We start from the raw sequence: 21375 nt of genomic DNA, 5'->3' as shown, positions 1-21375 counted from the left end.
TGCCAAAAGCGGGATTTTAGTCGTCCCAAGTGCGATCGCCGCACTCGCATTCAAATGAGCGCAGGGTCGTTTCCCGGTCTGGGAAATGCACTACCTTTAGTAAGCGGAGCGTTCGTCCGCAGAATTTACACTTTCTATTTGGCCGGCTTTTGGTTTCACCGATTTTTTCCGCTCTAAACAGCTCCATCCCCTCGCCCTCCCCAAGCTTAAAAAAGTAGGCAAATATCCAAGATTTGTCATTAAGAATCGACTTAGGCAGCACACTCCTACGCTGCTTGGGGCGCCCCTAAACAGGACTCCGATCAGATTGTCACCGAGCCAGACCAGGCGATCAGTTCGGATAATCGGAATGTGCGGTCACAGCTGGCATCGCCGCGACTGCAGCCGATTTTATCCGCAGTCGCCTGCGAAAACGTTACCTGATCTGGTGCAGTCTCGAAGGGCTTTTAGGGCGCGGCATATCGAGAAGCAGCGCGCAAGGTATGCTCTTGAGCTCGGCGTCTGCATTCGAAGCGCGTGGCGTAAGCAGCTTGGCACAAAGATCGAGCTAGTGATCGAACGCGAAATGGGGGCCTGCTTTGTAGAAGACGCATCATGTTACCGCAGGATCTAACTAGATCGCTGCGATCCGCCTAATGTGAGCAGATCGCTGAGCGAGCCAGAGGTCCTCTACCTAGCCGCGGCCTACTCCAGCGAAAAAGCTTGAGGTGCGGGCGCAGGCTGCACAAGTTTAGATCAGTTTCCTCGAAGACCTCACCTTGGAAGCAGCGTGCACATGCACCTATAACGCGGTACAACTAGCCTCCGCGCTTAGCTTATGAAATTGCTGGCAGCGTTTTCAAAAATGCGCTTGAATAAACAGGCCGTTTGATGGTTTTTTTGATGACGAACAGCTTTGATGAGTTGCGTTACGATGCACTGGTGCTGGGCGCTGGAATCAGCGGCTTGGTCGCCACATCGATCTTGCTCGGCGACGGCGCCCGCAACGTCCTTGTCATCGACGAGTACGCCCAGAGCGGGGGAAATCACATTGATTGCAAGATCGGTGACTACACGTTCGACGTCGGCAGTTACATCTTTCAGGATGATTCCCCCTTATTGGCACACTTTCCCGAGTTGTTGCCGCTTTACATTGAGATCCACCCGTCTTGGGGGCGTCTCACGCCGCAAGGCGCAGTAAGCCACTATCCGCTATCGATCAGCGACGATCTGGTTTCAGCTGGTCCGATGGAGTGGCTGCGGATGGCAGGCTCGATCGCTTTTGCCCGAACATTCCGCCGCAAAATCCGGAGCGCTAAGGACTTTGCAACGTTCTGGATCGGAAAGCGGTTACTGGAGCGCACAGGACTCGGCTTCTATTTGAGCCGGTTCTACGGCTTTCCGGCCGACCAGGTCGACGTCAGGTTTGCCGAGAAGAGAATGCTTTGGATCAAAGAGCATGCGACGCTACGAAATCACGTTGCGCGCGCCTTGCGTCGCGCCCCTGACGGGCCCACCAATCGACAACTTGTTCGACCGCGGGAGGGCTTCGCATTTCTTTACCAGAAGGCAGTGGAGCGGCTCGAAGGTCGAGGCGCAAGCTTCGTGCTGGGGGCCAAAATAGCTGGCGTTGAAAGCCAGAATGGAAACTTTTCGATCGTGCTGGCAAACGAGCGCGCAATTTCCGGCCGGCGCCTGGTCTCAACGGTTCCCCTCGCCCGCATCCAGGATTTGTGCGGCTTGCAAGCTCACCGAGAGCTGAAAACTGTCACGTTGTTGACGCTGTTCTACAGCTTTTCCGGTAAGCGGGGCTTTAGGCAATCAATCTTGTACAACTTTTCAAGAGAAGGTGCTTGGAAGCGTCTCACAATGCACTCTGATTTCTACGGCAAGTGCCATGGCCGAGAATTCTTCTCGGTCGAAATCAATGCTGAGCACGTGGCGCACGATCGGGAAAAGGCAGACTGTGACTTTAGAACTCATACCTGCGACAACAGTTTGTTTCTCGGCGATCTTCGGCTTGAGGGCGCGCATGTGCTTGACAATGCCTATCCCATTTACACTGATCAGGCCGACGAGCGCGCCGGAAGGGCGGTGGCTGCACTGCGCCAGTTGGGAATCGAATCCATTGGCCGGCAAGGTCGATTTGACTATCAACCCACGGCCCGCGACTCAACGTTGAAAGCAGAAGCCGCACTTCGTTCGGACTAATCACGAGAGCCAAATCAGATGCGAGCGCATCGCAGGTTTGGTGAATTGCTTTCACGACCGAGGCAAAAGCGGTTGGAGTCGCGCAGAGTTGGCAAAATAAAGTTGGCCCCTAGAGCAGCAAACGCGGGTCGTACGGAGGGCTCCGCGAGCCGGCCGAGTGGGATGTCGCGGGCTGATGGGCCATCTTCCTGACCGCGCCGATAAGGCCTCGTAAGCGACCACAGTTCCTGCAAAAGACTGGCGTGTTATCGAGGGCTCCGTCGTTGCACTCGAACGTGACCGCCAGCGTCGCGCAATTCGAGCAAACGGATTCGAAATCCGTAGCGTCCGTCGAGGTCACTCTCATCACGATCCCTCATTGATACAATCAATGGCTTCAGCGTTGGTCTGTCGTGGCTCGTCAACTCCTGTGCCGTCGAGCGATTATCAACCCCAATCAGAAGGCCGTCTGTCTCGCAGTGGGTCTCAGGCCCATGTCAGTATGCCGCATCCTCAAACAATGCCGGGATGGTCGCCAACATGATCTTTGTGTCCAGCATGATGGACCAATTGCGTGCGTAGAATGCATCGCAGGCAACGCGCCGGCGGTAGGTGGTTGTACTGCGACCGCTCACTTGCCAAAGGCCGGTAATTCCAGGACGGCAGGCGAGGTAGGCGTCGAGCTTGTACGCGTACCGCGCCAGTTCGTCTTCAGTGACCGGCCGAGGGCCGACGATGCTCATGTCGCCGCGAATGACATTGAACAACTGAGGTAATTCGTCGAGGCTGGATCGACGCAGCGCTGCGCCCAACGGCGTGACGCGAGGGTCTGCGCGCAGCTTGCGAGCGGCCTTCCACTCGGCAGCCGCGGCAGGATCCGACTCCAACAGCCGTTGCAGCCGCTCCGCTGCGTCAGGCGCCATGGTACGGAATTTCAGGCAGTCGAAGGTTTGACCATTAAAGCCAACCCGTCTGTGACGGAACAGCAGCGGTCCTGGCGAAAACAAAATCAAGGCCGAGCAACAGAGCAACAGCAAAGGAGAAAGCAGCAGAATGCCAGATGCTGCCAATACAAGATCAATCGATCTCTTTACGACTGTCCCCACGGGACGCGGTGCCGCGTGGGCGGGAGAACGTCTCTTCGCGGAAATGAAAGGCAACTCGCCGCGTGTATCGACCACATTGGCCATTGCGGGAACTCCATAAAACAAAACCTAAAATGCCTTCGAGCTCGTCCCCTCTTTTCTTTCGGTCTCATCGCCCCCAATGCGAGCACATTAAATTCTGACGCGGTGCAAAATTAATACAAGTTTAAAGTTTCGGCAGAGCCAGCGGATTTTTTCAGCGTAGTATCAAATGAGCTCGTGATGACTTTGCGATGTGAAAAAAAGCGGCTGCAGCGCCGCTAGCTTCCTTCAGTCTTGATAATAGGAGTAGCGCCGATCGGAATAGCCCTCGAAGCGCCGCATAAACGCTTCGTCGGTTTTGTTGAGGACGGTGCCAAGCAATCGCTCCGAAACAAGCGGCGATGACTGGATTGCCTTGAGGACCTCATTGGTGGACGTGCCCCATTCAACCACCATCACAAAAGCGTCAAACAGGCTTGCGACCGCTTTGACGTCAGCGATCGGCAAGATCGGCGGCAAATCGCAAATGATGTAGTCGTAGTCCTCGCGAACTCGCTCCAGTCCCAGCCTGACCGATGGCGCACAAAGCACATCCGAGCTGTTCGAGGGCGGTGCGCCAGACGGCGAGGGGACGACATCGAAGTTGAAATTGAGGTCGTTGATGATCACGTCTTTGAGACGCAACCGATCGACCACCATCCGTTGCAACCCCAACCGGCGCTCGTAGCCAAGCATTTTGGACAAGGCGGGTTTACGTAGATCCGAGTCAATCAGAAGCGTGCGGGCTCCGCTTCTCGCAAGAAAGGCGGCGAGCGCCGCGGTGGCGGTTGTCTTCCCTTCACCGGGAAGGGCCGACGTGATGCCGATCACTTTTGGCTTCGCCGGATGCAGGTCGATGGCGACCTTGATGTAACGCAACGCCTCGGCCGTCGCCGAAAACGGAGCGGCTTGGTTGATCTGCTGGAAGGCGCTGGCGTGACCGCCGCGCCATCGCGTCCGGAGCTTTGAAACGGCTGGGAACGCCGCCAGGCAGGGCGTGCCCAACAGCTTCTCGAGCTGGTCACGTGTGTGGACCCTGCGGTACATGAATTGCTCTCGGGCTATTGCTGCAAGCGTGCCCAGGCCGAGACCGCACATCGCTGCGAAAGCCAAGGCGATGGCGAGCTTGGGCGAGCTTGGTTTTCCAGGTGCCGACGCTTCCGTCACCACGCGGGCCTCGGTCGACGGAAACGACTGCTGTTGTACCGACTGGGTGAATCGAGACAGGAAGGCCTCGTAGATGCCGCGATAGGTGTTTGCGCCCGTTTCGAGCTCACGCAGGTGAACCTGAGCTTGCCGCGTCGCCCCGGATTGGTGGAAGATCTCGATCATTCGCGTATCGATCGCTTCCTCCTGCGACTTCGCAATCTGGAGTTCGCTCTTGTAGCTCTCCGCGATACGGGAGATTTCATCCCACATCGACCGTTGCAGCGCTGCCATTTCCGATCGCAAATTCCTGGCGGCCTCATGCTCGGCACCGTAGCGCGCGCTCCATTCGGCTTGCTTGTTTTGGTTCTCCAGGTATTTCTGACGGAGCTTGGTGATGACCGGACTGTTCAGCGCATCGGTGACAACCGGATCCGGGATCGTGAAGTTTTCCTTCTCAGGTCGTTGTTCGAGGATGCGTTGTATGCGCTCGAGCTTGGCGCGAGCTTGGCTGGTGTCGGCGCGCGCCTTGGCCAGTGCGACGCCGAGCTGATCGAGCTCAACCTCGCTCGCCAGTTTGCCTTCGACGCCAATGATGATGCCGTTTTCGGCCTTGAAGTCCTGCACGGCCTTGTAGGCATTGCTAGCCTGCTGACGGAGTTCGCTGATCCGCTGTTCCAGCCAAACGCTGGCGCGTCGGGTGGCCTCGTACTTTGCCTTCAGCCGGTATTCGATGTAGGCATCGGCGAAAGCATTGGCGATCCGTGCAGCCTTGTCTGGGTCAAGCGAGGTATAGGCGATCTGCTCGACGTAGCTGCGGCCCAAACGGGTGACGCGCAGATTGTCCTTCAGGACGCCAAGCGCGCGTCGCTCCAGCTCTGCAGACGAAGGCCTGTCTTCGGATGGCTTCGTTAGCCGCAACGATCTTGCCAAGCGGCTTGTGATTGCATTGCTCGAGGCGACGAACTCGGGATCATCGGTGAGATGCAACTTGCTGATGACCGCTTTTCCGACCTTTTCTGACCTGGTGGTCTCAATCTCACTCTCCACAACAGCGTCGTCTACGCCTTGATGTTCCTGGGAATTCTCGCTTCGCGGCGAAGTAATTCCCTTGGTATCAATGAACATGTCAGCCTGCGCGGTGAACTTGCGAGGCGCCATCCCGACGTAGAACGAGCCAAGCGCCAACGAGGCGGCCGTCATGAAGGCGATGAGGCGCCATTCGCGACGTAAGAAGTCGCGTAACAGAAGCAGAGATTTCGCCTGATCAGGGGCGGCTTCTGTCGCCGTTGCATAGGGCCGAAATTCGCCGGCGATGTTCATTCCACGCCCTCAACTCAACTCGTTTCAAGAACGCATACAGTCCAAAAGGAGCAGCTCGCATCGGCTCGCGCAAACAAGAATGGGCATTTAAACAAAAAGCAGTATCGCCCATTAAATTGCTGTTACGGAGCCCAAATGCCGTGCAGGCTGTGCTCAAGAAGCGGTCAATTGAGGGTTGAACCCATGCCGAGCGCTTCCTTGCCCTGATGTCTCGGGCTGGCGCGTTGGGCGAAAAGGAGGTCGATATGGGCGCGCATTTTGCGGATGAATGGCTCGCGGCCAAACTGCAGGGCGTGAGCAACGATCGCCTCGGGCTCAAAGCTCATCCGCTCGAATCGGGCAATGCTATTGTTGATGGCAGCAATGCTCTGCTCGTCGAAGAAGAGACCGGTCACGCCGTTTGCGACTGTTTCGGTAGCGCCCCCCCGCCCGAAAGCGATCACCGGACGTCCGCTCGCCATAGCCTCAACCGGGACCATACCGAAGTCTTCTTCTCCCGGGAAGATGAGCGCGCGACAGCGCGCGTAATGGTGCTTGAGTGCCTCGAACGGCTGCGGTCCCAGCACGGAAACGGTCGGACCGGCGAGGCGGCGAATCTCGGACAGCATCTCGCCGCCGCCGATGACCACCAGCTTCAGTTTTAATTCGTTAAACGCGCGTACCGCAAGGTCGGGTCGCTTGTAGGATACGAGTTCCCCGGCCATCAGATAGTAGTCGCCGAGTTCGGAGGAGGGGCACGGCGAGAACGCTGCAGTATCGACGGGAGGATGAATCACGCTGGCGTCGAGACCGTAGTAGCGACGGATACGGCCGGCGACGGTTGCGGAATTGGCAACAAAACTGTCGACCCGTGCGGCGGAAGCGACATCCCACAGCCGCAGATAATGCGAAAGCGAGGGCATCGCCAGCCGCGCGAGCGAGCCTGCGCTGGCTCGGTAATCGTGAAACATATTCCAGATGTAGCGCATCGGCGTGTGGCAATAGCAGACGTGGAGGGCGTGAGGAGGAGCAATGATGCCTTTTGCCGGTCCGGATTCACTGCTGAGGATCAGATCATAGTCGCGCAAATCTAGCTGTTCCAGAGCGAGCGGCATCAGCGGGAGATAGGTCTTGTACATGCGTGCAGCGCGCGGCAGCCGATTGATAAAGGTCGCAACAACGCGGTGTTTTCGAATAGTTGCGGAGACCATTTCTGGAACATAGACGTGCGTATAGATGTCCGCCTCGGGATACATCTCGCAAAGAGCTTCGAGGACTTTCTCGCCCCCGCGCATTCCCACCAACCAATAGTGAATGATCGCGACTTTCATGCAGTCAATCTTTCGCAAATGGATCGAAATGATGTGCTGCGCTTGCGCAGTGGGATCGCGCGCACATCTACGATTCAGCGTGGCAGGACTTCAGGGGCAGGCGGACAGCCTTCGGCCGGACCAGGCCCGCGCCCGTACACATGGACATAGTCGATCAACAGTGTGGAAGGACTGGGTGTCTGATCGATCGGCCAACCACCGCCGAGGGCAAGGTTCACGAGAGGGTAGAGCGGACCGTCGAGTTCAGGTGGGGTTGGTTGGCTCCAAACCGCAGTTCTGTCGAAGAAGAACACAACGGCTTGCGGCGAGATATCTACGCCGAAAGTGTGGAAGTCCTCTACGAGCGCATCGTTCGGTACCGTGACCTTGTGCGCCTCGCCCCGGGTCTTGTGTGGTTGCTTGTACCAAATGTGCGTGGCGGCCTGATAAGCGGATGTGAACTGCCCATAATACTCGATGACATCGAGTTCGACGTTTCCTTCCGTCATCGTGGCAGGCTTCAGAGCAGCAAGCCAGAATGCCGGCCACGTTCCCGGACCGGGCGGCATCTTCATGCGTGCTTCGAAATAGCCGTAGCGGGTTCCGGTGCCGGCGCCGGAAGCATCGGCTGCCGCCAGAAGACCCGACGTCCACTTGCCGTTCCGGTCCTTTGAAGCGGTGATGGTGAGAATTCCGTCTTCCACCTTGAAGGGCCCCCTCGGTCCCGGATTGGCGAATGCCGCGTCACCGAAATCGCCTGACCAAGGCGTGTGTGCGGTCCAGCGAGCAGCGCCCAGGCGGGTCGCTGAGACACTGAGCTCGTTGAAGTCTTCAAGCAAGATGGGATGAAGGTCACAGGATGCAGGCGGCTCGGCTGCGATCGCAGAACCGAGTGAAATCCCGACCATGAGCACGACCGACGTGGCTGTACAGGCCGGGCGTTTTGTTGCATGCCCCTTCTTGGTCATCCTGCTCTCCCTGATCCTGCACCGTGCACTTCCACCATCACACCGCCCCTGCGTGGCTGCTGATCCGAACACCAAAACCATACAGCGCGCCGACATAGACAATGGCGCCGAACAGAGAGATCACTCCCAGTTCAAAAAAGGCAGCCAGATGGAGCTCAGGCAGCTTGTATCGCAGGCTCATCACCAGAAGGGTCATCACCGCAGATGCGGCCGCGATTGGCCATAGATTGGCCGCCTCAGACGCGACGCTGGTTCCGACCAGTTGCCGGGCTCCCATCAAGGAGAGGACGAACATGATGAACGAAACCGCCGCCCGTGCCGCCACCACGCCTGCAAGCGAATAGAAGTAGAAGCCAAAACACATAAGAACGACCTTGGCGCACAGCTCGACCATTGTTAGGCGAAACACCAGATGGGTTCGATTGGTGGCCAGCGCCAACGAATGCAGGGGCTGATAGAACGCGCTAAGGACGGTGGATAGTGCGAGCCACCGCAAGTAGATTCCAGCCTCGCCCCACTGTGGGCCCAGCAGGACCTCGGCGATCAAGTCCGAGGTCAATGACATTCCGATGCAAGCCGGCGCGGCAAGTGACATCGTGAGTCGGGACGCCTTCGAATAGGCCTGACGGAGCCGGTCCTGGTTCTGGTTGATCTGCGACAGTGCGGCCATGAGAGGCTGCATGGCCGGGCCTATCAGGCTCTGGGTTGGCATCACCGATAGATCGCTGGCGATGGTGTATTGACCCAATGTGGCCTTGCTCGATGAATAGCCAAGCAGGATTCGATCAAACTGCCAGCTCAGGGCGATGATGATCTGAGCGCCGCTAAGCCAACCGAGAAATCCGGAGAACTCCCGAAATCTCGAAAGCGTGAGGTGTGGTCTGTAAGGAGCCAACAGGTAAGACATTGATGTGGCGCCCAAGGACGCTGCGACGCCGCTGGCGACAATGGCCCAATACCCAGCGCCAAGGTGGACTGCTGTCGCTGCAATGATCGCCGCGGCGAGTTTGCCAAAGATCTCGGCAACAAAGACTGGCCTGAAAGCCAGGCGGCGAGTGTGTTCGACCATTGCAGGACTATACAGGCTGCGAGCCAAGGGTCCGATGGCGCTCACGATGATCAAGCTGGCCAGGCGGGAATCCTGGTAAATCTGAGCAAAGGGCCACGCCACCAGCAAGAGCACCAATGTCAGGACGAGGCCCCTGAGAGCGCTCAAAGTAAAGGCAGTGTCCAAGTGCGACTTCGTTACGTTTGGCAAGCGGGTCAGGGCCTGCAGCGTTGGTACCTCGAGCACCATGTCGGCGATGATCGTTACGGTAGCGGCGAGGGCGGTGAGGCCGAAGTCGGCGGGCGTCAGGATGCGTGCGAGGACCAGAAGCGTGACGAAATCGATAGCCCGGGCTGTAAGCCTGGACGACACAGTCCAAGCGGCTCCCAAGAGGGTTTTGCGAGCAAGCACGACTTAATGCCCGCACGTTGCGACGAGGCACTGCCAGGCCGTCAATGCGAAAAGAGTGCCGGCTCGCGCGACTTCACGAGGTAGCGGCGTCATCGCGAGTGCCTTTGGTTGGAGTGGCTGGTCGTGGGCCCGAGCTCTTATTGCTCCGTATGATGGTCGCTGCGCGCTCCGGTTCAACACGGCCTCTCAGAACGTCGGCGAAACCGAGCAGGTTTCCGCGAAGGCGGCCCCGCCGATCGATGAAAGGTTCAGGTCTGGCGGCGCGCGCCAGGTTGATGGCGACGTTCCGAAAGATCTGCATGGTTGTCTGGCGAGGCGTCATCGTGCCTTTGCGCAGCAAATAGATTGGATTGACGACTTGGGAATAGCCCAGTCGGTCTCCGGCAACACGGCCCGTCTTCTGTCCCATATGCACGCCGCGGGCGCGGGCGGATTTGATTAAGCGGCCGCCTCGCTTTGCGAGCGCTGCACCAAAATCCCGGTCTTCTTGCCATCCGTAGAGGACGAGCCGCTCATCAAAGGTTATATTGCCGATCGCAGACATGCGGAAAGCCATGTTGCAGCCGTACGGGCTGAATGGTTCGATGCGCGGTGCTTCGGGCGACAGCCTGCTTTCCGTTAAGATGCGCTGCGCTTCATCTAAGCTCAATCCCGGTCCGAGGATGCCATCAGCATAAAGATACCCAGTGAAGCCGACGACCTCTGGCTCGTCGCGAAACGTTTGCGCGGCCGCGGCCAACCAATCGGGATCCGCCAGAAAATCATCGTCGAAGAACACGATCACGTCGGTCTCATTCCTGAGCGCGGCCAACGCGGTATTGCGCTGAGCCGGCAAGCCGCCGGGGCCGGTGACAAGCCGAACGCCGGGCAGCTTGGCGGCGTCGCCCGCATCCTCACGGTTGACGCAAGAAACGATCACGGCGTCCGGCTTGAGGGTCTGGGTCTGCAGCAAGTGAGTCAGCGTAGCCGTCACCGTTTGGGGTCGTCCTCGTGTCGCGATTGCCACCGCCACTCTGGGCATGCGCCCAGCGATGGTCTCACGCGACCTCAGAGCCGATGCAGGCTCTTGCATCAGCTCGACATATCCAGCCGCGGTGCGCGCCCAAGAAAACATCTGGATGCGCTCGCGGCCACGTCCGACCAGTTCATCGCGCTGATCTCCGGATATCGAGAGTTGTCGAATGCACTGCACCCATCGTTGTGGATCGTCGGGTGCAGCCAGCAAAGCGGCATCGCCGCACACTTCGCCCATGCTGGCGCGATCCGAGGCAATGACAGGACAACCACGCGCCATGGCTTCGACAATCGGAATCCCGAAACCTTCCGTCCACGATGGAAAGATCAAGCACAAGGCGCGATCCATGAGATAGGCGAGATCGTCATCGGTGACGCGGCCGAGCAGGGTCAGGCCGCGTGCGTCGATTAGACGTTCAGCGGAAAATATGTCGGCGCCGCCGCCGGCGACGATCACGCCGATGTTCATTGCGGCCAGCTCCGGCGCGATGGTGCTAACCAGCTGCAGGTTCTTATGCGGAGCGCGCGATCCGAGCGCCAGCACGAAGCGACCTTCGGCCGCAAGCTGGCAATCCTTGCGCGCGAGGCTGGGGTCCCAGGCCAAGGCGTGCTCATGTCCATTGGGAAGCACCGGAATGTCGGCCGCGCGTAGCGGCAGGTGTCGGGCAAGTTGTTGGGCCGAATAGGCTGAAACGGTGCTGATCCTTGCAGCGCGCTTGGCCAACATCGGTTGCAGGGCGCGATAGATCGCGCGAAACGCTGGCCGATAGCTCTCCGGTGCGTCGAACACGTTGGCGTCGTGAATACATACGACCTGATCCGGTTTGACAGCCGGCGCTGTGTTGCCGAGATTGAGCAACCGTCCGGGCCAGCGCCCGGGAAGAACCAATTGCTCCCAGAGGTGTCCGTCGAGTGGCCCGGCCGGGATCAGCGGCATGGCCTGAAGCCGAGGATCGGGGGCGCCCGTGGGGGCAATGATCGGAACGCTTGCGCCGGCCCCGATGAGTGCCTGATTCATTGCCGCCGTGACGCACTGGGCGTAGCGCTGCACGCCGCTTGTGGACTGAGTCAGATAGCGGCCATTGACGGCAAAACTGCTGGAGGCATTCATGCTTTGGCTCCCGATGGTGCGGCCGGCGTGAGCAACAACCCCTCGAGGTGATCCCGCGGCGAGGCGCAGGCCAGCGCGGCGAGGGCGTAGAACAGCAAACCTTGCTCCACCGATGGAGCCGCGAACGTGTCGCCGATGATGAGAGCCAAACATGCATTGCGCGCGGCTAGGCGAGCATCCGTCTCATAAGCACGCGGACCATTGAATGGCGCGAACAGGGCCGTTGCGGCGAAAAGCAGGTAGAAGGCAGTTCCCGGAATACCGACGTTGGCAAGCAGTGCGATCGGAAAACTGGATGTGCGGATGGTTCCGAGCCCAACGCCAAAACCAAAGGAGTCAAAGAAGTTCTGGAGGGCAGCCGCATTCCAAGAGCTGCGCTCAACGGCCGAGGTCGACGAGGATTTGTTGAGAATCAACGTATCGATATAGGCACGCACCGTTTCGCTGGCTCGTTCGTCGAGGAGCACACCCAAGATGAGGATGACCAAGAGGATTGGCGTGCATAGCACAGCGGCGGAACTGAGCGGACGGTCCGGTTGAAAGCCCGATCGCAGCACAAATCCGGCGTAAAGAATCACGGCGACCAGTGGAGTCCCAGCGAGTCCTGTCGAGGAGGTTGACAGAATGACAAGCGCCAGCGATGCAAGCGCCATCGGGCCGGTGAGCATCGGCATCCTGCCGCTCAGAAACAAGGTGCCGGTGAATGCGAATGCGCCGAGAGTCGCGCGGGCGAATGCGGAAGCTTCGGGAAATGAACCGACGATCCGCTTTGCACCATCGACCTGATCATCGGAGTGCATGGTGTACTGGGCGTTCCGCATGAAGTCGAGAAGACTTTGGGTGCCTGTCGCGTACGTTCCGATGTCCAGCATGGCGAGCAGGACGTTTCCGGCGCAATAGCCGAGTACTGCGGCGACAACGGCGCGAAAGCCGGCATGAGTCGTTGCGATCGCGGCCGTGATGCCGAAGCAGGCGAGATCCGCTGCTATGTAGACGGATTGAGTAAAATTGCTGGACACCGGCCCGAGCGGGACGGTTGAGCCGGTGTCGGCGTATTCCGACGCGCCAAGAGGAACGATCTGGGTTGCGCCAGCCAGTAAACGGGGCATCAGGGCAGCAGAGCCGACGCCAAAGATCACCAAGCATAACAGCCAAAATCCGGGCTGGCCGAAGCTCATCGCTCGGATCGCAGCGGCAGCCTCGCGCCGCCGAGCGAGCACCGCCGCCACGGCAAAACCTAAGAACAGGTGTGCCGGTTGGATGTTTGCACCGCCGACGAGGATGGCGGCGGCCGCGCCAAACAGGGCAGTGCCCATCAGCACGCCGAAAGTGGCGCGATAACCGAGCGGCAGGCAAAGCAACCCGAGGAGGATGGTCAAAATCCCGATCGGTTCTACCGACATGGCGCACCGGTGCGGTTTGGCTCGACTACGCCACACGTCCTAACCGGCGGCGCGCAGCCAGCGCGGCTGACCGGAGACGGCACGTGAAGTGCTGCTGGATTCGGCATCGACTTTTTCAATGCTGGCGAGCCATCATGCCCCTGACAGAATGTATGGAATCGAGCATTGGCAGCAGAGCGTGCTTAAGAACGGGAAACTGCCGTGCGATTGCGCCCTCACGCCAGAGTTCAAATCGCAGCGACGCCAGCCTGCTCAACACCGGCTCCGGTTGCTCGGCGCGCAATGCGTGCAGCACGTCGGGTCTGCCAAAATCGACGGATCGGCCCGGCACTTCGAGGCATCGCAATTCGCCGGCGGTAGGTCGCGTAATGGCTCGCTTGAGCCGAACCCAGGCGGGATCGGCATCGCGCAAGGCCGCTGCCCCGCGGTCGATCGAAAGGCCATCCACATAACTGAGCGCGCCGGACAGCAGTTCGTTTCCGAGGCTGGCGTCGCTGATCCCGAACCGGATGTCGCCGCAATTGGCCGCGACATCCTCTCCCTCATCGACAAAAGAGGTGACCGAGGGGACCCTTGGCTCGAACAGGCTCTCAATCAGATGCCAATACCGCAGCACAGCGGATCGGACGTCGAGCGGACTATAACGGTTGCGCTCAACCACGAGGCCGAACACCCGCTTGAAATGTTCTTCACTGTGTCCCTTATAGTTTGATCGGGCAAACTGAATGGTTTCAATTTGGAGCACCGGAAAGGCACTGGCCAATAGCCGCTGTGTGCTGCCGTAGAGACCGGTATCGCATAACAGGATTCGCCGAGCGTCGCCCCGGAGCTTGGCAAAGTGCTGCTCGAATAGCGCGTTCTGCCGGCAGACGTCAGACAAAACCGCTTTGGCGCGATCGTCGAACAACATGGCGTAGAATAGGTCTGCACGAAATGGCTGCTTCCACTCCTCCGGCAGCTCGTAGCGTCCTCCACCAAGGGCACAAGCCACATCAAGAAACGAGCGACCGCGAAACTCACGGGCAATCTCTTCGAGCGCAGACGCGCTGCGAACCAGCACCGCAGCCCGCGCCGCAACAAGGCGAGAGACCATGAAGTTCTGCCGCGGCATGCGAAGCGGGAGCGAAAGCCGAGCGACGACTCGTTCGAAGGCTTCCCTTATTCCAACACCGCCCCGGGCGCAAAACAGCAGGGTCGCCTTGTCGCATGCGTCCACCTCGGCGGCGTATAGCCAAATCAGCAAACAAAACTGAGTGACGATAGGCCCAAGGACAAGACGTCCAAACGCGTGCGCATTGTCGGGTGTCTCCGCTGCCGAGTACTTGCCGCGTCTTGGTCGCGACAATGAAGCCCGAGCGGCGACCAGGCCGCCATTCGCCTTGCGCAAATAGCTGAACCAGACCGGTCGGGGTGTATGAATGACAGTTAGTCCATGTGCCGCGGCCCGACGAACGTCGGCGTGCGGATCATCGCCGATGTGCAGAATTCGGCCTAAGGATACCCCTTCTGCTTCGGCGACCCGGGGAAACAGGGCACCGTCACGCTTGGTGCATCCCTGATCGGCGCTGCTGTAGACCTGGTCAACAACATCGCGCCCATGAAAATGCCAGATCAGCTCATCGAGATCTGCAGACGACAGCATGGTGTCGCTGACGGCGACAACGCGGCTGCCCGCCGCTCGGCGTGCGCGCAGAAGCCCGGCCAAGTTCCGGTTTGCAGCGAGAGAGGTCTTCTCGATGTCGAGTTCAATTGCCAGGCGCGCAGCGCTCAAGGAAGCCGGAAGACCCAGCAAGCGCAGTTGCCGATCAATCACGTCGGGCAGTCGGACTTCACCGGAGCCGCGCACGGCGAGCGCGCGGAAGGCAACTCGCTCGGCTTCTTGTCTGGCTCTCGCCAGCAGAACAGGTTCGATTTGCCAGCCGCGCGCGCGAAGAAGGCTGCTGAATAAATGCTCACCTTGCACAATCCGTGAGCGAGCGGAGCGTACGGTTCGCAGCAGAAGCGTATCAAAAACGTCGACGGATATCAGATCGATTCCATCGGCGGCTCTGACGCGCTCGGCTAGCCTATGTGACTTCATAAATTACCGAACTCCAAACGCACCGAAATGACTCAATACGCAAAACGGTCGCAAATTGATTTGTGCTAGGCGGCTCCGCAATTAGATGTTGCTCAGATCAATAAATTGCTTGTAGCATTTTGCGTGCCAACTCTGAGTGGCGTTCATACTGAAGAATTATATGGAGTTGCCAGCCGAATTATCACGATCTCAGCTGGGTGTTCCAGCGAGGGCTATTTAGAGAATAATGATGCGATCGCTTACTAAGCATGGAATGTCCGCGCTTGCTTCTGTTGCCTCCAGGGCTGCACAAAGCGCGTCGTTGCGTAGGATGATATTCAACGGCATTCGGTTGCGGCGCCCTGAAGTGGAGCGTTTTGGTCGAATGGACGAGATCCGCTTCCTGACCTACTGCTTTCTGAATCGCGATCGATCGCGATCACAGATATTTCAAGACCTTTGGGTCAGCTACGAGCTCGGAGAGAAGCAGGGCGGGTTCTTTGTTGAGTTTGGCGCTACCAACGGCGTTACCAATAGCAACACTTGGTTGTTGGAAAAGGAATACGGCTGGCAAGGAATTCTAGCTGAGCCGAATCCGTTCTGGCACGACGCGCTCGCACAGAACCGGACTTCGCGCAAGGATCGTCGGTGCATCAGCTCGAGCTCAGGCAAGAAGGTGCGCTTCTTGGTAACCAACGAAGTGGATCCGGAGCTCAGCGGCGTAGCCGAGTTCGCCTCGGGTGATCACTTTGCAGCTGTGCGTTCTGCCGGACAGGAGATCGAAGTCGAGACGGTCTCGCTTAACCAGCTGCTGGCGGACTGCAATGCTCCTCGCAGGATTGACTACATGTCGATCGACACTGAGGGGAGCGAGTACGATATCCTGAAGAGCTTCGATTTCTCCCGCTACAGCATCGATTTACTCAGCGTGGAGCAGAACCGGCAAACCGAAGCTTCGATTCAGAGCCTTCTTGCGACGCACGGATACAAGCGAGTCTTCGAGGAGTTCTCGCAGTGGGACGGTTGGTATGTGCATTCGGAGCGCATGATCTCTGGTCGTGGCACGAATCTTGACAGGCGCTTTGGCGCAAGCCCTGTTCAGAAGGTGGCGTTGGTTGAGAAAGGGAATGGCTGACCAGACCCGGAATGAGCTTGAATAAAAGAGTTTTCAGCACGAGCAAGAATGCCACACGCATGTCATCGTTAGAGCCCGCGGCTGAAGCAAAGCGCATTAATGTCGCGATGCTGCTCAGCTGCAGTTCCTTCGAAGGTTTTTTTGGGTGGGTACAGGGACAGACGCGCGCCAGTTACCTCGAGCGCTACCGAAACGACTGGGCGTGGTACTATGCTCGCGGTTTGAGCCGAAACGGGATCAGGCCGCTGCTCTACATCCCCTCACTGCGGGAGTCGGGAAAGTTCGCCACAGATGTTGGGATCGACGTTCGATTTCTGCCGCTCGAGAATTGGTACCGGCTAGTCGAACAGGTGTGGGTCAAGCGCCTGTCGCGCCGTTCGCGCTGGTCCTTATATGCTGAGGAACGGTTGAACACGATTGCCTTTATGCAGCCGCTTCGGAAGGCGCTGGCTGCGGACGAAATTGATCTGCTGTACGTGCAGGAATATTGGAGCGGCCGATTCGATCACCTCGTAGGTCGAATTGATCTGCCAATCGTCGGTGCAGATCATGGTGGCCTATCAGATCGTGTCGTGAAGCTGTTCAAACGCGATAGCTTCCGCAAGGCGGCGTTGCTCTACGGTCAAACCGAGCAGGAATGTCGCATTGTCAGTCGGTATGGCGGTCGATCCCATCTGCAGCCGAACGGCTGCGACGTATCGGAGTTCTTTCCGGATGCGGCCGCAAGCCGTTCCAAGACGATCCTGACGATCACGCGTTTGACCAACAGGCAAAAACGCACGACCGACCTCATTCGCGCACTCGCTAACCTTCCAGAGGAATGGACGCTGGATATCGTCGGCACGGGGCCCGACAAGGACCTGATGCAGGCGCTGGCGGCCAAGCTCGGCTTGTCGCACCGGGTGCGATTTCATGGATTTGTCGACCGATCCAAGGTGCACGCGTTGCTGTGCCGGTGCGGCGTATACGTGATGCCCTCGGCGAACGAGGCGGTGGCACTTGCTGTCCTGGAGGCAATGGGGTGCGGTGCGGCCGTGGTTCTGAGCCGAATACGGGCGTTTGAGCAATTGGTCACGCACGGGGTTAATGGAATGCTGTTTCCCGTCGGTGACGTAAGAGGGCTGTCAGCTGCCATCCTAGATGCCTGGCACCATCGCCAAGCACTCGGCCGAGCAGCAAGCGAAACCGTTCACCAAAGCTACAATGCGGAGAAGCTGTACGCGGCGCTCGCGGATAGTCTGCGAAGATCCGCCCATCACACTGTAACCACCCCGGCGGAATCAAGCTTGAACTTGGAGGCTTTGTCTTAGCGGTGTGAGGCGGAAATCATAGGCGACGGGATCCCCATCTTTCGAGAAGGTTTGCGTAATGAAGGAATTATACGAGGGTGACGCGTACGGAAAGAACAATCCGACATGGCACGAGGAGGATGCGCCGTGGAAGGCCAGTCACGTCGCGCAGATGATCCGGCGAAACAACATCCCAACCGAGCGCATATGCGAGATTGGCTGCGGGACGGGCGAGATATTGTTGAACCTGGAAAGGGCGTTTCCGGATGCGCAGCTATCGGGGTACGAAATCTCGCCGGATGCGTTCAAGCGCGCAGCGGCAAAAAGTACTCAACGCACAAAGTTTCATTTAAGCGACCTTCTGGGCGAACACGATTTAGAATTCGACGTTGTTCTCGCAATTGACGTGATCGAGCACGTTGAGGACTATATTTCATTCATAAAGCAGATGCGTCGGTTTGGAACATTCAAGATCTTTCACATCCCATTGGATCTCTCCGCGCAATCCATTTTGCGGGCTTGGCCGATTGCCGACCTCAGACGCAATGTCGGACATATTCACTACTTCTTCAAACAGTCGGCGTTGGCTACGCTCGAGGATTGCGGCTACACGATTGTCGATCATTGTTACACCGCCAGTCGGTTGGAATTGCCCAATCAGGCCTTCACGAGTCGTCTCATGCGACTGCCCCGCCGCCTGATGTTTGCGTTCAATGCGGATCTCGCGGTGCGTTTGCTAGGCGGCTACTCGCTGCTGGTCGTCGCAAAGTGAGGACCGATCGGAAAGTCGGCTGGGTTTGCGACCATAGGCTGGAGCCGGTGATCGGCCTCAGTTGGAGGCGATCGATCCTGAATTGGACCTGCGCTTATCCGCTGCAGCCAGCTCGTCTGGCGCAATTAGCTTGCGCGGATAGGCGCGAAACAGCGCGCGGATAATGACCCCGACAAAGTAACTGCCTTGCAGGATGGCTTGGGTGGCCAAGACGGCAAGTACGGCCTCGAGCCCGCCGAGATGCTGATTGAGTGCCAGGAAAATCGTGACAAACAGGACAAGCAAGGCAAATGGCAGCAATGCCCGAAATCGAAAGCGCAGGCCCAATACCGCTCCGAAAATTGCCAGTCCAATCGCTGCGTATTCCATTCCAGTGCCCTGTGGTGCGCGAAGTCCCTTCGGAAGAGTTGAGCTGAACCAACGTCCTTGCGACCGGTTTCGTGGCCCTCACGTCGCTGGGGGCCGGAGTTCGACACCTTGCCTCGCTGCCCAACTGACGAACCCGTCAAGTGACAGATCACCTGTTGCGAGAACGTAAACTCGCAGTGTGGCAAGATCTTGTGGCAGTTCAGCACTCACCGCGCGCCAAGCCGGTTTGGTGCATCCGAACAATAACTTAGGTCGGCTTGTCGGGCCAAGGCTCAGTGAAAGCCGTTGACGAGCCACAATAGCAAGCAGAGGAACCAGATCAAGTTGAAGGTTCCACCGTCAACGGCTTTTTTCGGCGCAGGGGGTTTGGTGTTTCGACCGCTGTCACCTTGGCAGGGTATTTGCACCGTAAGCACCGTTGGCTGCTTTTCCATCTTGAGATCAATCGTCCCGGTGAACGCGCTGGACCAAGCACTGGGGTGTCTTGCATCTCCCAGGCTCTTTGCCGCAGGTGTGCATGCGTATTGTACAATTACTCAATCACACACGCCGGCTGAACGGTCATGTGCATGCCGCCGTGGATCTTGCCTGTGCGCAGGCGAAACTAGGCCACCAAGTCGCAATGGTGAGCGGCGGCGGCGATTTTGATGCCTTGCTCGCGAAAAACAATGTCGAAACCATCCGCATCGGTTTGGAGCGCCGCCCCAAGGAGCTGCTGCAGGCCACACTGTCGCTCTATCGGTTGATGCGCGATTGGCGGGCAGAGGTGGTTCACGCCCATATGATGACCAGCGCCGTCCTTGCCTGGCCTATTTGCAAGTTGCTCGGAATCCCACTCGTCACGACCGTTCACAATGAATTCCAGCGAAGCGCAGTCCTCATGGGCCTCGGAGCGAGAGTGATCGCGGTTAGTACGGCCGTTGGTAAGTCAATGCGAAGCCGAGGGATTCCGCAGTCGAGGATCCGCGTCGTTCTGAATGGAACAATCGGTGCAGCGCGTTTCGACCAAAAGGATCGCACGCCAGCCTCGCTTCAATCACCGGCGATCGTGTTCGTTGGCGGACTGCATCCGCGGAAGGGGCTATCGGACCTCTTTGCCGCGTTCGATATGGTTTACGCTGCGCTCGGAGCAGGACGCTTATATATTGTCGGCGACGGTCCGCACCGCGAGCAATATGCCGCCCAGGTCAGCTCGATGGCATGCGCGTCAGCGGTGACCTTCCTGGGTGCTCAAGATAATCCTTTTCCGTTCCTGTCAGGAGCCGACATATTCGTGTTGCCGTCGCACGCTGATCCCGCTCCGCTGGTGCTGTCGGAAGCGCGGGAAGCTGGCTGCGCCATCGTCGCGACCGATGTCGACGGAATTCCTGAATTGCTTGAAGAGGGACAAGCAGGCCAACTCGTTCCCGTGGGCAACCCGCAAAGACTTGCCGAAGTATTGCGCTGTTTGCTCCAGGACCGGCAAGCCGTGCTGGAATGGAAAAAGAAAAGTCAGTTCAATCTAGAGTTTCTTACAATTGACCGAGTCGCTCGTCAAACGCTTGCGATTTACGAAGAGGCGTCTGGTCCCGCTCATGCTCACGCCTGAAGCAAGCGATGTCGGTGACCCAGCTACAGCGACGACGTGCTCGAGAAAAGAGGCCATCGATGCGCCCAAGCTCGCCGTCATCATCACCTGCTTCAATTACAAGGCTTACATTGAGCGAGCGATCAGGAGCGTCTTAGACCAGAACTGCGATGCCTGCGAACTCCTGGTGGTGGACGATGGCTCAAGTGACGGCTCGTGGGAGACGATCAGACGCTATGCGGTGCCTGCATTCAAGATTGAAAACCGCGGGCAGCTAGGGGCCTGCCTGTTTGGGCTAGAAAGGACCCAGGCAAGATTCATCTTGTTCCTCGACGCCGATGATGAGCTCAAGCCAGGTTCACTGGCCAGAATCTTGACCGAATTGGACGAGCGCGTCGCAAAACTTCAATTTGGTCTGACGCTCATCGATGCCGAAAGCAGGCCTGTCGGATCGTTTTCGTCGCTCGAATCGTTTCGGGAGCGCGACCGATTGGTCGATGAAGTGCTCAGACGCGGCGTCTACAAGACCCCACCGACGTCTGGAAACGTTTTTCGTCGGGATGTCTGCGAGCTGCTGCGGGAGGTGGACTATGACAAGGCCGTCGATGGGGTGATCTTGTTTGTTGCTCCGTTCTTTGGGGACGTCGTCAGCCTTTCCGAGGAGCTGGGAAACTACCGTGTGCACGGCCTAAACGATTCGCAGCTCGGTCAGCTTCCAAGCGCTTCGTTGCTACAGCGCGATATCAAGAGGTTTGTGGCGCGGACCGAGCATTTGCGCGCGATTGTCGCTCGAGTGGCTCCGGGCCGAAGATTGGTTGAGCCGCAAGTCGCCTTTTACTATCGCGAGCGCAGCTTCTGTCTCCAAATCGTATCGGGAAGCAGCTCACGCGCTTCGATGTTGCCGAAACTGATAGCGAGTGTTAGCACTGAGCCTTTCCCCATCGTTCAAAAAATGGCGCTGGTTGCGTTCTTTGTGCTTGCGGCCATGCTGCCTTGCGAACCAGCCAGAGCGTTGATGGCCTACAGGTCTCGAAACCGAAGACGATCGGGACGTCTCCGCTTGGTTTCGCGACGCTAGACAAGACGCTGGTCATGGGCCCGGTAGCGGCCCCTCTCGCTGCCGCTGGCCCGGCCCT

The 21375-nt window shown here is 58.4% G+C and carries 15 protein-coding genes; 6 read left to right on the top strand and 9 right to left on the bottom strand.

Annotation, left to right across the window (positions count from 1 at the left end; translation table 11 throughout):
- Positions 1 to 882 precede the first annotated feature (882 nt).
- A complete protein-coding gene (locus AB7M16_RS12015) occupies positions 883 to 2190 on the top strand; it encodes an FAD-dependent oxidoreductase (protein ID WP_453944017.1) in 1308 nt (435 codons plus the stop codon).
- Positions 2191 to 2666: 476 nt separating this feature from the next.
- Here the strand turns inward: AB7M16_RS12015 and AB7M16_RS12010 are convergent, their stop codons facing one another.
- From AB7M16_RS12010 to AB7M16_RS11975, 8 genes are all read right to left on the bottom strand, one after another.
- Complete coding sequence (locus AB7M16_RS12010) at positions 2667 to 3359, bottom strand: sugar transferase (protein ID WP_453944016.1); 693 nt, start codon at positions 3357 to 3359, stop codon at positions 2667 to 2669.
- A gap of 225 nt (positions 3360 to 3584) precedes the next feature.
- Complete coding sequence (locus AB7M16_RS12005; RefSeq protein ID WP_453944015.1) at positions 3585 to 5804, bottom strand: AAA family ATPase; 2220 nt, start codon at positions 5802 to 5804, stop codon at positions 3585 to 3587.
- A 164-nt stretch (positions 5805 to 5968) separates the two neighbouring features.
- Positions 5969 to 7114, bottom strand: coding sequence for a glycosyltransferase (locus tag AB7M16_RS12000; RefSeq protein ID WP_453944014.1), 1146 nt, complete (start codon positions 7112 to 7114; stop codon positions 5969 to 5971).
- Between the two features lie 74 nt (positions 7115 to 7188).
- Positions 7189 to 8061, bottom strand: coding sequence for a glycoside hydrolase family 16 protein (locus AB7M16_RS11995; protein WP_453944013.1), 873 nt, complete (start codon positions 8059 to 8061; stop codon positions 7189 to 7191).
- A gap of 37 nt (positions 8062 to 8098) precedes the next feature.
- On the bottom strand, positions 8099 to 9520 hold the full coding sequence (locus tag AB7M16_RS11990) for a lipopolysaccharide biosynthesis protein (protein WP_453944012.1): 1422 nt from the start codon (positions 9518 to 9520) through the stop codon (positions 8099 to 8101).
- 73 nt (positions 9521 to 9593) lie between these two features.
- Positions 9594 to 11645 carry a glycosyltransferase gene (locus tag AB7M16_RS11985; protein WP_453944011.1) on the bottom strand — a complete coding sequence of 684 codons (2052 nt, stop codon included), beginning with the start codon at positions 11643 to 11645 and terminating at the stop codon, positions 9594 to 9596.
- Entirely contained in the window at positions 11642 to 13048 is a 1407-nt protein-coding gene (locus AB7M16_RS11980) for a hypothetical protein (protein ID WP_453944010.1), read from the bottom strand. The genes AB7M16_RS11985 and AB7M16_RS11980 overlap by 4 nt, the downstream gene beginning before the upstream one ends.
- 115 nt (positions 13049 to 13163) lie before the next feature.
- Entirely contained in the window at positions 13164 to 15128 is a 1965-nt protein-coding gene (locus AB7M16_RS11975) for a hydrolase (RefSeq protein WP_453944009.1), read from the bottom strand.
- Between the two features lie 364 nt (positions 15129 to 15492).
- Between AB7M16_RS11975 and AB7M16_RS11970 the strand changes: the two genes are divergently transcribed.
- Genes AB7M16_RS11970 through AB7M16_RS11960 form a run of 3 tightly spaced genes read left to right on the top strand, consistent with a single transcriptional unit; the run spans position 15493 to position 18303 of the window.
- The gene (locus AB7M16_RS11970; protein ID WP_453944008.1) at positions 15493 to 16242 is read left to right on the top strand and encodes an FkbM family methyltransferase; all 750 of its coding nucleotides are present in this window, start codon (positions 15493 to 15495) and stop codon (positions 16240 to 16242) included.
- A gap of 11 nt (positions 16243 to 16253) precedes the next feature.
- Positions 16254 to 17552 (top strand): glycosyltransferase family 4 protein, encoded by a 1299-nt coding sequence (locus AB7M16_RS11965; RefSeq protein ID WP_453944007.1) that lies wholly within the window; start codon positions 16254 to 16256, stop codon positions 17550 to 17552.
- 58 nt (positions 17553 to 17610) lie between these two features.
- Positions 17611 to 18303 (top strand): class I SAM-dependent methyltransferase, encoded by a 693-nt coding sequence (locus tag AB7M16_RS11960; protein ID WP_453944006.1) that lies wholly within the window; start codon positions 17611 to 17613, stop codon positions 18301 to 18303.
- 57 nt (positions 18304 to 18360) lie between these two features.
- Here AB7M16_RS11960 and AB7M16_RS11955 read toward each other — a convergent pair whose 3' ends face one another.
- The gene (locus AB7M16_RS11955) at positions 18361 to 18672 is read right to left on the bottom strand and encodes a hypothetical protein (RefSeq protein ID WP_453944005.1); all 312 of its coding nucleotides are present in this window, start codon (positions 18670 to 18672) and stop codon (positions 18361 to 18363) included.
- A gap of 517 nt (positions 18673 to 19189) precedes the next feature.
- Here AB7M16_RS11955 and AB7M16_RS11950 point away from each other — a divergent pair.
- Complete coding sequence (locus AB7M16_RS11950) at positions 19190 to 20260, top strand: glycosyltransferase family 4 protein (protein ID WP_453944004.1); 1071 nt, start codon at positions 19190 to 19192, stop codon at positions 20258 to 20260.
- A complete protein-coding gene (locus AB7M16_RS11945) occupies positions 20247 to 21317 on the top strand; it encodes a glycosyltransferase family 2 protein (protein ID WP_453944003.1) in 1071 nt (356 codons plus the stop codon). Before AB7M16_RS11950 ends, AB7M16_RS11945 begins: the two co-directional genes overlap by 14 nt.
- Positions 21318 to 21375: the final 58 nt, after the last annotated feature.

This window comes from Bradyrhizobium sp. USDA 372 (assembly GCF_053629095.1).
This window is presented reverse-complemented; position numbering and strand designations above follow the sequence as displayed.

Coding starts and splice junctions, on each gene's coding strand:
- AB7M16_RS12015 (WP_453944017.1), top strand. CDS start 883: ATGACGAACAGCTTTGATGAGTTGCGTTACGATGCACTGGTGCTGGGC.
- AB7M16_RS12010 (WP_453944016.1), bottom strand. CDS start 3,359: ATGGCCAATGTGGTCGATACACGCGGCGAGTTGCCTTTCATTTCCGCG.
- AB7M16_RS12005 (WP_453944015.1), bottom strand. CDS start 5,804: ATGAACATCGCCGGCGAATTTCGGCCCTATGCAACGGCGACAGAAGCC.
- AB7M16_RS12000 (WP_453944014.1), bottom strand. CDS start 7,114: ATGAAAGTCGCGATCATTCACTATTGGTTGGTGGGAATGCGCGGGGGC.
- AB7M16_RS11995 (WP_453944013.1), bottom strand. CDS start 8,061: ATGACCAAGAAGGGGCATGCAACAAAACGCCCGGCCTGTACAGCCACG.
- AB7M16_RS11985 (WP_453944011.1), bottom strand. CDS start 11,645: ATGAATGCCTCCAGCAGTTTTGCCGTCAATGGCCGCTATCTGACTCAG.
- AB7M16_RS11980 (WP_453944010.1), bottom strand. CDS start 13,048: ATGTCGGTAGAACCGATCGGGATTTTGACCATCCTCCTCGGGTTGCTT.
- AB7M16_RS11975 (WP_453944009.1), bottom strand. CDS start 15,128: ATGAAGTCACATAGGCTAGCCGAGCGCGTCAGAGCCGCCGATGGAATC.
- AB7M16_RS11970 (WP_453944008.1), top strand. CDS start 15,493: ATGGACGAGATCCGCTTCCTGACCTACTGCTTTCTGAATCGCGATCGA.
- AB7M16_RS11965 (WP_453944007.1), top strand. CDS start 16,254: ATGAGCTTGAATAAAAGAGTTTTCAGCACGAGCAAGAATGCCACACGC.
- AB7M16_RS11960 (WP_453944006.1), top strand. CDS start 17,611: ATGAAGGAATTATACGAGGGTGACGCGTACGGAAAGAACAATCCGACA.
- AB7M16_RS11955 (WP_453944005.1), bottom strand. CDS start 18,672: ATGGAATACGCAGCGATTGGACTGGCAATTTTCGGAGCGGTATTGGGC.
- AB7M16_RS11950 (WP_453944004.1), top strand. CDS start 19,190: ATGCGTATTGTACAATTACTCAATCACACACGCCGGCTGAACGGTCAT.
- AB7M16_RS11945 (WP_453944003.1), top strand. CDS start 20,247: ATGCTCACGCCTGAAGCAAGCGATGTCGGTGACCCAGCTACAGCGACG.